Source organism: Streptomyces sp. JN8, assembly GCF_055808075.1.
In genome coordinates, this window is the sequence record NZ_CM147852.1 from 7,172,807 (window position 1) to 7,184,133 (window position 11,327).

General features: G+C 74.1%; 10 protein-coding genes. 2 read left to right on the forward strand and 8 right to left on the reverse strand.

The window, feature by feature from the left end; translation table 11 throughout:
• Positions 1 to 38: 38 nt before the first annotated feature.
• The 5 genes from ACY0MR_RS31755 to ACY0MR_RS31775 all read right to left on the reverse strand — a co-directional run bounded on the left by ACY0MR_RS31755 (position 39) and on the right by ACY0MR_RS31775 (position 7,324).
• Entirely contained in the window at positions 39 to 665 is a 627-nt protein-coding gene (locus ACY0MR_RS31755) for a maleylpyruvate isomerase family mycothiol-dependent enzyme (protein WP_388796599.1), read from the reverse strand.
• Positions 666 to 732: 67 nt separating this feature from the next.
• The gene (locus ACY0MR_RS31760) at positions 733 to 3,042 is read right to left on the reverse strand and encodes an alpha-N-acetylglucosaminidase (RefSeq protein WP_473556764.1); all 2,310 of its coding nucleotides are present in this window, start codon (positions 3,040 to 3,042) and stop codon (positions 733 to 735) included.
• 39 nt (positions 3,043 to 3,081) lie between these two features.
• Positions 3,082 to 4,671 (reverse strand): MFS transporter, encoded by a 1,590-nt coding sequence (locus ACY0MR_RS31765; protein WP_473556766.1) that lies wholly within the window; start codon positions 4,669 to 4,671, stop codon positions 3,082 to 3,084.
• 189 nt (positions 4,672 to 4,860) lie between these two features.
• Positions 4,861 to 6,516, reverse strand: coding sequence for an ADP-ribosyltransferase domain-containing protein (locus ACY0MR_RS31770; protein WP_403310424.1), 1,656 nt, complete (start codon positions 6,514 to 6,516; stop codon positions 4,861 to 4,863).
• Positions 6,517 to 6,655: 139 nt separating this feature from the next.
• Positions 6,656 to 7,324 (reverse strand): macro domain-containing protein, encoded by a 669-nt coding sequence (locus ACY0MR_RS31775; protein WP_361861694.1) that lies wholly within the window; start codon positions 7,322 to 7,324, stop codon positions 6,656 to 6,658.
• 145 nt (positions 7,325 to 7,469) lie between these two features.
• Here ACY0MR_RS31775 and ACY0MR_RS31780 point away from each other — a divergent pair, with 145 nt between their 5' ends.
• Together ACY0MR_RS31780 and ACY0MR_RS31785 are read left to right on the forward strand one after the other, a co-directional pair.
• Positions 7,470 to 7,772, forward strand: coding sequence for an ArsR/SmtB family transcription factor (locus ACY0MR_RS31780; RefSeq protein WP_388796614.1), 303 nt, complete (start codon positions 7,470 to 7,472; stop codon positions 7,770 to 7,772).
• Positions 7,769 to 8,161 (forward strand): VOC family protein, encoded by a 393-nt coding sequence (locus ACY0MR_RS31785; protein WP_388796617.1) that lies wholly within the window; start codon positions 7,769 to 7,771, stop codon positions 8,159 to 8,161. Before ACY0MR_RS31780 ends, ACY0MR_RS31785 begins: the two co-directional genes overlap by 4 nt.
• 31 nt (positions 8,162 to 8,192) lie before the next feature.
• Here ACY0MR_RS31785 and ACY0MR_RS31790 read toward each other — a convergent pair whose 3' ends face one another.
• The 3 genes from ACY0MR_RS31790 to ACY0MR_RS31800 all read right to left on the reverse strand — a co-directional run bounded on the left by ACY0MR_RS31790 (position 8,193) and on the right by ACY0MR_RS31800 (position 11,187).
• Entirely contained in the window at positions 8,193 to 9,128 is a 936-nt protein-coding gene (locus ACY0MR_RS31790; RefSeq protein ID WP_473556771.1) for a sulfite exporter TauE/SafE family protein, read from the reverse strand.
• Complete coding sequence (locus tag ACY0MR_RS31795; RefSeq protein WP_404083177.1) at positions 9,125 to 9,712, reverse strand: rhodanese-like domain-containing protein; 588 nt, start codon at positions 9,710 to 9,712, stop codon at positions 9,125 to 9,127. The genes ACY0MR_RS31790 and ACY0MR_RS31795 overlap by 4 nt, the downstream gene beginning before the upstream one ends.
• 92 nt (positions 9,713 to 9,804) lie before the next feature.
• A complete protein-coding gene (locus ACY0MR_RS31800) occupies positions 9,805 to 11,187 on the reverse strand; it encodes an MBL fold metallo-hydrolase (protein ID WP_473561937.1) in 1,383 nt (460 codons plus the stop codon).
• Between the last annotated feature and the right edge of the window lie 140 nt (positions 11,188 to 11,327).

The following is an 11,327-nucleotide window of genomic DNA, read 5'->3' on the forward strand; positions in this document are numbered from 1 at the left end:
ACCGGGCGGTGGCCGGCACCGCCCGGTCCCGCGCCGGCTCAGGCACCGGCCGACAGCACGGCCGTCCCCGGACCGCGGAGGTCCTCCAGCACCGCCGCGCGCCCGGTCACCGCAAGCAGCAGGGACAGCGCGGGCCCCTCCGCCGCCGGCCCGTCGCCGAGTGCCAGGCCGGTGTCGGTCGCGGTGATCCGCACGCGGGACAGCAGTTCCTTCGCACCGCCGAAGGCGACCGGGGTACGGGCCTGGAGGCGCAGGGCCCGCTCCACGGCCCGCGGCGGGTACGAGCGGGTGAGGCCCAGGGGGCGGCGGATGTCCTCCCCGTGGACGAGTTCCTCCACGAGCCTGCTGTCCAGGGGCGCGGGCGGCGCCGAGGTCCTCGGCGCCGCCCGGCGGAACCGGTCCAGGGTCTCCGCCGGTGTGGCCCCGCGCTCCCGTTCCACCCCGCGCGTGTTCAGGCGGTCGAAGTCGAACCGCGCGCGCACCAGGCCCGCGAGGAACCCCAGGCGTGTCGCCCGCGCGTTGTCGACGAGGTGGGCGAGCACGTCGTGCACGGTCCATCCCGCGCAGAGCGACGGGCGCCGCCACTGCTCGTCGTCGAGGCGCGCGAGGTCGCCGATCAGCGCCGCGCGCTCCGCGTGCACCAGGGTCCAGACGTCGTCCGTCACGGTGTCTCCTCCGTCGTCCGTCGGTATCACTGCCGACACCGGTAGGGACCTCCGGAACGGCCGGAACTCATCGGCGGGCCGCGGCCAGTGCCGTCCGCACCTCGCCCGCCAGGGCGACGGGGTCGCCCGCGGGCTCCGTCGGATAGCTCTGGCGGCCGTGCGCCCAGGCGTCGTCGCGGGCGAACCAGTCGATCGCGGCCGGCGCCGTCCCGGTCGCGAGTGCCCGGTCGAGACTCGCGAAGTAGGCGGCCCAGCGCGGCGCGTGGACGTCCTGGACGAGGCCCGCCCACTCGCGGTTGGCGTAGTCGCGCAGACCGCCCGTCTCGCTCGGCCCCCGGTCGCCCCAGGTGGTGAGGATCGAGCGGGCGTCGTACTCCAGCCGGTCGCGCTCCGCCGGATCGGCGCCCCAGGAGCGCGCGTCCTCGAGCCAGGGACCGACCAGGAACCGCCGGTCGGAGCCGACGAGCCGGCCGAGCAGCTCGTGGTGCGCCTGCCACTCCCGCACCAGCGTCCGGAAGCCGTCGAGGTCCTTGGTCTCGTACGCGGTCCTGATGCGGGGCAGCAGGACCCTGCTGCGGTTGGTGAGGGCCTGCCGGGCCACGTCCACGAGGTCGAAGCGGTACGCGTCCGTGGTCCGCAGCGGGGCGGCCACCCGGAGGAGTTCGCCGAGCGCCCGCTCGACCGTGGCGGCGTCGTACCGCATGGCCTTCGGGCTCCACTTGGCCGCGGTCGACGCCGTCAGCGACGGCCGTGCGGCGAAGAGACTGTCCTGCGGCTCGCTCCAGGTGCCGGTCTGCAGGGTGTACGGGCCGCGGCGCAGTTCCTCCCACGCGGCGGCCGCGTGCGGGTCCACGCCGCCGTAGCGGCGGGCGGCGTACGCGGCGAACCAGCTCTTCTGGTCGATCGGCCCGGACCGCCAGGCGAGTGCGGTGAAGAGGTCGAAGGCCGCGGGGTTCCCCCCGGTGCCCTCGGGGAGGTACGCGATACCGCGCAGCGCGCTGCCCTCCTTGCCGAGCCAGGCGTGGAAGCGGTCGAGCCAGGCGCCCGTGTTGGCGCCGATGCTGGTGTGCCCGCCGAAGTTGGGGATCGTGCCGAAGGCGTACGGCGTGCCGCCCCAGCGGGCCTCGCGGTCGAGTCCGTCGTACCGGTCGGAGAGTCCGTCGACGATCAGCACCCGGCTGCGGTCGACGCCGCTCAGGAGGGCCGGGGCCGGGTTGTCCTGCCAGCCGAGCATGACCCAGGTGGCACCGGGACGCGCGGTGTCCAGGGCCCGCTGGACGGCTCCGGCGGCCGCCGCGACGTCGACCCCGCCCGCGCTGCCGCCCTCGTGCAGCAGGTCCATCTTGACCATGTCGCTGGGGCCGAAACGGGCCTGCTGGAAACGGTAGTAGGAGGCGGCGAGCCGGTCGAAGACCGGTCCGGTCGGGTCCAGCCAGGCGGGCCGGTCGAAGCCCACCCACCGGCCCTGCGGCACGGTGACCGCGCCGTCGTTCCGGCCCGCGAAGTCCGCGGGCACGGTGCCGAAGAACCCCGGCAGCACGGGCGTCATCCCCAGCGACCGGAGGTGGTGGGCGATCCGGGCGCCGAGCGCCGCGCGGGCCTCGACCAGCTGCTCGGAGACCGGCCCGGCGAAGCCCGACAGGTTCTGCAGCAGCCACCAGCCCTGATGGGCCGGGCCGGGGATCCACGCGCGCAGCTCCGCCGCGCTGTAGCCGAACTCCTGGAGCGCCCGGTAGTACGGGTACTCGCCGCCGGTCGGGACGAAGACCTCGTTCACGCCGTGCAGCGCCATCAGGTCGATGTCGTGCTGGTAGGAGGCGAAGTCGCGGTAGGCGCCGGAGTATCCCTCGTCGGTGTCGTTGAGGGCGTAGCGGTGGGGCACGGACGCCGAGCGGGTGAGCGTCCCGGTGACCGCGGGGAGCGTCGTGGGCAGCCGGCCGACGCTGGAGCCGGGCCAGCCGAGGTCCACGCCCGCGACCTCCTCCAGGTACCGGCCGACGCCGGTGAGGAGTGTGGCCGGCGAGGTGCCGCGGACCACGATCGCCCCGGCCCGGCCCGAGACCGTGAAGGAGTCGCCCGAGGCGGACTCCTCGACGGGCACCAGGGTGAACTGCGCGGCCCGGGACGGCAGCAGGCGCTCCAGGGCAGCCCGGGCGGGCGCGGGGTCGAAGAGGGCCCTCGGGCCGTGGGCCCCCGACGGGCCGACGGGCGGCGCGGCCGCGGAGGCGGTGGCGCCCGGCAGGGGGCGGACCCCCGGCGCGGCCGCCGCCAGGGCGGCGAGCACCGCGACGGCGAGGGCCGTGCGCCGGCGGCGGGAGGGGGCGCCGCGGCGGGTCGCGAGGAGGGAGCGGCATCGGGGGAACAGGCGGCGGCCCATGTGGCTCCTGCGGGGAAGAGGTCGGCGGCGGGGCGGGGTTCAGCGGTCGGGGGTGCGCTCGGTGACCCGCGTCCCAGGGTGGGCGAGCGCGCACAGGAACGCCACGGCCAGGGCGATCGCCATGCCGTAGAACACCCATTGGTTGGCCTCGGCGAAGTCCATCCGGATCGCGTCCCCGGCCCCCTGCAGGGCCTTCGCCACCGGCCCGTCGCCGGGGGGCCCTTGGCCGTCCGGGTGGCCGGTGACGGCCTCGGCGACCTTCTCGGCCGTGGCCAAGGCCTCCGCGGGCGGCAGACCGCGGGCCTGGAGCGTGGCGGTGATGCGGTCCGTGGAGACATGGGCCAGCAGGGTACTGAAGACGGCCATCCCGATCGCGGCGGCGTAGTTCCGGATCGTCTGGGTGATTCCGGTGACCTCGCCGTACGAGGCGCCGATGGCCCGGTTGACGGCGTCGGTGGAGGCGGGGGCGAGGAGGAAGCCGATGCCGGCGCCGGCCATGGCCGCGTACGGCCACTGGTCGTGCATGGACAGGTCGGTCATCTTCTGGGCCCACAGGTAGAACCCGACCGCGCCGAGCGCACAGCCGATCTTCATCGCCGGCCGGGCGCCGCGCTTGTCGAGGATCCGTCCGCCCCACTGAGAGGCGATGCCGAAGCCGATGAAGAAGTAGAGGAGGAACAGCGCGGCCTGGTTCGGCGAGGCGCTCAGCGAGACCTGGGCGTACACGGAGGAGAAGAAGAACACCGGCACGAAGGCGAGCATCGCGAAGAACAGGACGAGGCTGTCCACGGTGAAGGCGCGGTCCCGGAAGACGTCGAAGTCGATCAGCGGGTGCGTCGTGCGCCGCTCGTAGCCGAAGAACAGGACGAGGACGTGCAGGCCTCCGATGATGCAGGCCCAGGTCGCGACGCTGCCCCAGCCCCAGGACGAGGCCTGCTGGAAGCCGAGCACGCTCAGTCCCATGCCGACGGCGACGAGCGCCGCCCCGACGACGTCGAGCCGCTCGGGGCGACGGCTCTCGGGGATCCGGGCGAGCAGGGCGAGGACGATGGCGACGACGGCCACCGGCACGTTGACCCAGAAGATCGCCCGCCAGGTCCACGCGGTCAGCCAGCCGCCGAGCAGGGGTCCGACGGCGGTGAGGGCGCCGGAGAGCCCGAAGAAGAGGGCGAGTGCCCGGCCGCGCCGCTCGACGGGGAAGACGGCGATGACGACGGCGAGGGCGGCCGGGAACATCAGGGCGGCGCCGAGGCCCTGGGTGGCGCGGAAGACGATCAGCCAGGTCTGCGCGAAGTCGCCGGCCGGGACGCAGCCGCACAGCACCGAGGAGAGGACGAAGACCAGGGTGCCGATCAGCATCACCAGGCGGTGTCCGAAGAGGTCGGAGAGCCGGCCGCCGAGCGCGAAGAACGCGGCGAGCGAGAGCAGGTAGGCGTTGACGACCCACTGCATGCCGGAGGCGGAGAGCCCGAGCTCGGAGGTGATGTTCGGGGCGGCGATCGAGACGATGGTCTGGTCGATGAAGGTCATCGACACCGCGAAGAGCATGGCCGCCAGTGCGAGGTTCTGACGGGGCGCCCGGGCGGCCGCGGGACCGGTCGGTTCGGGGTGCGGGGAGGTACCTGCCATGTACGGATGATCGTCCCGGGTCACCGTGCGTGCATGCCGGAGCCGCCGCCCGAGGGGGCGGCGGCTCCGGACGGGTGAACCGCGGGAGCGGATCTGCGTCTGTGTGGGTGAGGCCCCCGGTGGCGGGCGGGCCCGGCCCGCGGGTGAGGCGCCTCCAGGCGGGTGAGGCGCCTCCGTTGTGGGCCCTCCCTAGGACACCAGCCCCTGGCCCTCCAGTTCGGTCAGCCGCACGGTGCAGAGTCCTCCGCGCTCGGACGTCACCTCCGTCACCTTCAACCGGGTGCCCGGCGCGAGGATGTACTCCTCCTCGCCCGTGAACGCGGAGAACCTGCGGATCGCCACCGCGCGCGCCGGGGTGACCTCGAACAGGGTCCGCCTGCCGCGGCTGCCGAGGAACGCCTTCGCGACGCCCAGCTCGGACGTGCAGGACGACACGCCCCACCACGTCACCGTCTGCCCCTGCGGGTACTGCGACCGCAGGTCCAGGGCCACGCCGCGCCACAGCGGCCGGGTCTGCGCCGGGAGCGCCTCCACCGCCGAGAACAGCAGCCGCAGGTACGGCAGGTAGGGCACCAGCCGCTGCCGGTCCGGGGACCGCAGGACGGCGTTGATCTCGCGGTAGAACGCCGACTCGCAGGTGTACAGGTGCAGGGCCGCGATCGCGTCCGCGGACAGCCCCTCCGCGGCGGCGCCCGCGCCGGCCGCCTCCGCCTCGGCGATCCGCGCCTCGCCGAACGTGCTCGACCTCTCGATGTGGCGGTCCAGCCGGGCCAGGACCCGCGACACCGGCTCGACGGCCGTCCGGAAGTCCATCAGCGGGGTGTCGAACACCCCGGTGACGGCGGGCAGGACGAGCCCCTCGTCCTTGACGCTGGTGAGCCGCTCCAGATAGAGCTGGTGCAGCTCCATGGTGGAGGCGATGAAGGCCCCCATCCGCTCGGCGACGTCACCGCGCGGCGCGCCGCCCGCGCCGGCCGGCTGCCGGTCCCAGCCCTTGCCGGGCAGCCAGTCGACCGGCTCGGCGCCCACCGCCGCCAGGGCGTCGTTCACCTGGGCGAAGTGGTCCCCTTCGCAGAAGGCGTCACCCTGCGCGGCCGGGTTCGCGTGGTCGAGGTGCCGCACCTCGACACCCGGGTACTTCTTCTCCAGGCGCTGGACGACCCGCTTCAGGCTCCGGGCGTGCGCACCCCACCAGGCGAACACCACGCCCCGGTCCTCCGGCGCGGCGTTCTGCTTGGCGCGGAGGATCTCCTCCACGATCTGCTCGGCCACCGGCCGCCAGAAGGCGGTGTGGCGATCGGTCGGCACGGCACCGTCGGCGCTCGCCGTGAGCGAGGCGTTGAGTAGGAGCACGCCCTGGGTCAGCATCGCCTGGAACCACTCGGGCGGTGCGACGGTGTCCTCCTTCTTCAGGAGGGCGCGGACGTCGGCGATCGGGGTCTTCTTGACGATGCCGTACTTCCACATCGCGGCGGCCTTGATGATGCAGCGGATGCTGACCACGCGGCCGAACTGACTGTCCTTCCAGTCGTTGAAGGTGTTGTCGAACATCGCGATGCCGGTCGCGCTCTCCGGCCGCGGGTAGGGGTTCTGCCCGAAGGCGACCACCTTCCACTTGTGCGGCGGGTGGGGCTTGAGCGCCTGGAAGGTCAGTTCGCGTACCGGTACGACCTCCGGACTGCGCTGGGGGCCGATGAAGTCCGCCGCTCCCGGCAGTCCCTCGATGACCGGCGCCAGCAGCGGCAGCCAGGGCTCGCCGCCGCCGGTGAAGAGGTCCGCGAGGGCCAGGGGGTCGCCCGCGGGGGAACCCGCGTCGCCCGCGGTGGTCGGAGAGGCGTCGCTCACGAGGTCGGAACTCCCTGAGATCGGACCGGCCGCCGCCGCGGGCGCGCCGGAATGCTGTGCGGATGCGGATGCGGATGCGGGTGCGCCGGCGCCGGCGGTCTTCGCGGTCGTCGCGGCGCCGGTCTGCGGGGGCGTGGCGTCAGCGGCGAAAGGAGGGACGCCGCGGGACGTCGATCCGGACCCGCCGCGCGGACCCCGCTCCCTCGATGTCGTCGAGCCGGCCGAGCACCGCGGCCCGCAGCTCGTCGTAGTCCGCGAAACCGTGGTCGTGGTAGAGGGTGTACCCCGTCCACATCAGGTTCGCGCACACCCCCGCCGGCACCCGGCCGGTCTGCGCGCCCATCCCGACGAGCGCCACCGAGCGGATGCTTCCGGGCTTCGCCCGGTTCTGCAGGTGGATCGCCTGGAACGCCGCGGCGCAGGCCAGGGCCACGTTCATCGTCTCGCTGACGTTCTGCGAGGACTGCCGCATGGTGGGCGTCGAGATCAGATACCGCGGCACGGCCGCCCCGGAGGGCACGCACACCGCGCTGCCCACCGGCAGGCTCCCGCCGAACCGGTCGCGGATCGCCCGCTGCACCCTCACCTGGATGCCGGCACCGAGGTGCCGCTTGACGAGGGCGTCCACGCCGCCGTCCATCCGGCCCCGGGCGTTGGTGGGGGAGACCCAGGCGTCGACGTCCACGTCGAGCAGGGATCCCCGCCGGATCTCGACCTCGGGCGTGTCCGCGAACGCGGACCGCCAGGCGGCCACCACCTCGTCGTTGACATCGACCAGCACCACCCTCAACGCACGTTCGACACGCACGGATTCGCCCCTCTCGTCCAACCGATCGAACAAGATCGAAGCTATCGCGGGGCACTGACAACGCGGCCGCGGCGAAGGCCGCCGGACGACCGGACGGCTCCGCCGCGACTTGATAGGCAAGTGAACGCTTGCCTATGCTGGCGTGGTGGCCGACGATCTCTTCAAGGCACTGGCCGACCCCACCCGACGGACCATCCTCGACGAGCTGACGCAGAAGTCCGGGCAGACGCTGTTCGAGATCTGCGCCCGGCTGAGCATGAAGCACGAGCTCGGCCTCTCGCGTCAGGGCGTCTCCCAGCACCTCGCGGTGCTGGAGGCGGCCGGGCTCGTCGCGACCAGGCGGGAGGGGCGCTACAAGTTCCACGACCTGAACACGGCCCCGCTGCGGCACATAGCCGAGCGCTGGCCCGCACCCCATCCGCCCGGACCGGAGGAGAACACCCCATGAAGATCCATCTGACCAGCGTCTTCGTCGACGACCAGGCCAAGGCCGAGCGCTTCTACACGGAGATCCTCGGCTTCGTGAAGAAGCACGACGTGCCGCTGGGCGGCACGGACCGGTGGCTGACCGTCGTCTCGCCCGACGCGCCGGCCGGCACCGAACTGCTCCTGGAGCCCGCCGGACACCCGGCGGTCAAGCCGTACCGCGACGCGCTCGCCCAGGACGGCATCCCGCTCGCCCAGTTCGCCGTGGAGGACGTGCGGGCGGAGTTCGAGCGACTGACCGCCCTCGGGGTCCGCTTCACGCAGGAGCCCCTGGAGATGGGGCCCGTCACCACCGCCGTCTTCGACGACACCTGCGGCAACCTGATCCAGATCGCGACCGAGCCCCGGTAGGACGGGCGGCCTTCCGGGCCCCGCGCCCCCGTCAGGGATACCGCGGGGCCCTTCGCAGGCGGGAGGCCGCCAGTGCCGTGACCCCGCTTCCCAGGCCGGCCCCGAGCACACCCCAGGTCACCGGATGCGTCCAGGCGGCGGCGGGCAGCTGCCCGGCCAGGACGGAGGCCCCCATGACGACGGTGAACCAGCCGAAGGCGGCCCGCAGGGCGTCCGGCGGGATGCGGCCCGCGAGCCGCGCACCGAACGTCCCGCCCAGCACGGCGGCCGCGGTGACGGTCAGGGCGAGGCCCCAGTCGACCGTCACGTCCGCGAGATGGCCGGCGAGCCCGGCGAAGGAGTTCATCGCGATGGTGAGGAGCGAGGTCCCGACGGCCACCCCCGCGGGCAGTCCGCCGAGGAGCACCAGAGCGGGGACGACGAGGAACCCGCCGCCGGCGCCGACCAGCCCGGTCACGGCCCCCACCGCCAGGCCCTTGACGGCCAGCCCGCCGAGCGCGGGCCGCCGCTCCTCCGCCCGCTCCGGGTCGCCGGACGCGTCCCGGGACGCCGCCGCGATCCCGCCGGCGTCCGCGCCGACCGCGCAAGCCGCGCCGCCCCCGCCGGACCCGCCGCGCGGCCTGCGCAGCATCGCGACCGCCGTGGCCAGCATCATCAGCGCGAAGCCGACCAGGAGGACGGTGCCGGGCACGTACGCGGCCAGGCGCCCGCCCCCGTAGGCGCCGGCCATGCTGAATGCGCCGAAGAGCAGACCGGTGCGCACGCGGACCCGCCGCGCCCGCGCGTGCGGGACCAGGGCGGCCAGGCTGGTGACGCCGACCACGAACAGCGAGGTGGCGATGGCCTCCTCGGTGCCCCGGCCCGCCAGGTACACGAGGATCGGCACGGTCAGGATCGACCCGCCGCCGCCGAGCACGCCGAGGCTGACGCCGATGAGCAGGGAGGCGCCGACGACGAGCACGGTCACGGCGTGCTCCGCAGCTCCGCGATCACCGAGCGGACGTCCGGGCGGGGGCCGCGGTTGTACGGCAGTCGGGAGAGCAGGACGCCCATCAGGCAGGAGTTGCTCAGGGCCGCGTAGGTCAGTCCCGCGCCGATCGCCGTGCCGATGAGGTGGACGCCCGGCACCAGGACGCCGACGAGGCCGGTGGCGAGGACCACGGAGCCGGCGACCAGGCGGACCTGCCGCTCCATGTCCCAGCGCTCGGGGCCGCGGTTCACCGGCGCTCCGGCCGCCTCCCAGGCGTTCACGCCGCCTTCGAGGACGCGGAGGTTCGGCAGCCCCGCCCCGGCGAGCGCCTGCTCGGCCTGTGCGGCCCGGGCCCCCGACCGGCAGACCAGGACGACCTCCTCGTCGAGGTGGGCGAGGAGTTCGGCGCGGTGCTCGCGCAGGGTGTCCAGGGGGACGTTGTACGAGCCCGGGATGTGGACGGTGCGGAACTCCCCGGGCGTGCGGACGTCCAGCAGGCGCGGGGCGCGTCCTTCCCGGACGAGTCCGTGCAGGGCGGCGGCGCCGAGGGAGGGCCTGGTGGGCGGGGGTGTGGCGGTCATGCGGGACTCCTGGGGGGTGGGGACCCCGCCGGGCGGGGTCCGAGGGGTGCCGCGGGGGAGCGGTGCCGCCCCGGGCGGTCGACGGGGTGGGGTCAGGCCTGGGCGGGTGCGGCCGCGGAGAGGGCCGCGTATCCGCCGAGGACGTCGGAGACGTCGGCGAAGCCCCGGTGACGCAGCAGGCTCGCCGCGACGGAGGAGCGGTGGCCGCCCGCGCAGTGCACGACCAGGGGCCGGTCCGCGGGCAGCTCGGCGGTCCGCCGGGGGAGTTCGCTCAGGGGGATGTGCAGGGCGTCGTCGAGGAAGCCGGCCGCCTCGCGCTCCCCGCGGGTGCGGACGTCGATGAGCAGGGGAGGGCGGTCGCCCGCGAGCGCCGCCCGGAGCCGGACGGCGGTGAGCCGGCTCGCCGGGTGGACCTCGTCGGCCAGTTCCTCCAGGGCCTCCTCCGGGTCGCGCAGGTGGCCGGCCACGCGGTCGAGGCCGATCCTGGCGAGTCGGGTGACGACCTCCTCCGCGCGGTTCTCCGGGGCGATGACGAGCAGTTCGTCGGCCGGGTCGAGGACCGTGCCGGCCTGTTCGGCGAACCGGCCGTCGGCCGGCACGTTCACCGCTCCGCGCACATGGCCCGCCGCGAAGTCCTGGGGGGTCCGCGCGTCGACGACGACCGCGCCCGAGCGCCGCAGTCCGGCGAACTCGGCCCGGGAGAGCGGGCGCGCCGCCGACGCGTCGTAGCGCTCCCGGTCCCTGCGGTTGAGGTCGGCGTCGTAGGCGAAGTAGCCCGGTGCGGCGGGCTGCCCCGCGGTGACCAGCGCGACGAAGGCGTCACGGCTCATCGGCGCGCAGGCGTAGTTGGTGGCGCGCTGCGCTCCGATCGTGGACTGCCGCTCGGTGGAGAGGTTCTTGCCGCAGGCGGATCCGGCCCCGTGCGCGGGGAAGACCCGCACCGCGTCGGGGAGCGCCATCAGCTTGTTCTGCACGCTGTCGTGGAGCATCGCGCCGAGCTCCTCGGCGGTGACGCCGACGGAGGCGAGGAGGTCGGGGCGGCCGACGTCGCCGATGAAGAGGGCGTCGCCGGTGAGGACGCCGTAGGGGACGGTGTCCTCGGCGTGCTCGTACACCAGGACGCTGATCGACTCGGGGGTGTGCCCGGGCGTCTCCATGATCTCCAGGACGACATCGCCGAGGACGATCCGCTCGCCCTCGGACAGGGTGCGGATCGGGTACTCGGTCTCCGCCCGGCTGCCGTAGCCGATCCAGGCGCCGGTGCTGTCGGCCAGTTCCAGGTGGCCGGCGACGAAGTCGGCGTGGAAGTGGGTGTTGACGACGCCGACCACGGTCAGGCCGTGGGCCCGGGCGTCCGCGAGGTACTCCGAGACGTCCCGGCGGGGGTCGACGACCACCGCCCGGCCCGTGCCCTCGTCGGCGATCAGGTAGGACGCCTGGGAGAGGCAGTCGAGGTAGTACTGGGCGAAGAACACGGCGATCCTTTCGTGTGTCATGCACGTATCGGGGTATCCCTTAGCCTCGAATACCCCCCTGGGTATGAGTTCGACCGTACGGGGGAGCATCGCGGCAAGTCAAATACCCCCCTAGGTATCTGCACCGAGGGGGGTGGGGG

What these genes read in the sequence shown, in the direction of transcription:
- ACY0MR_RS31760 (WP_473556764.1), bottom strand. Translation starts at nt 3,042, where the DNA reads ATGGGCCGCCGCCTGTTCCCCCGATGCCGCTCCCTCCTCGCGACCCGC.
- ACY0MR_RS31765 (WP_473556766.1), bottom strand. Translation starts at nt 4,671, where the DNA reads ATGGCAGGTACCTCCCCGCACCCCGAACCGACCGGTCCCGCGGCCGCC.
- ACY0MR_RS31785 (WP_388796617.1), top strand. Translation starts at nt 7,769, where the DNA reads ATGAAGATCCATCTGACCAGCGTCTTCGTCGACGACCAGGCCAAGGCC.
- ACY0MR_RS31795 (WP_404083177.1), bottom strand. Translation starts at nt 9,712, where the DNA reads ATGACCGCCACACCCCCGCCCACCAGGCCCTCCCTCGGCGCCGCCGCC.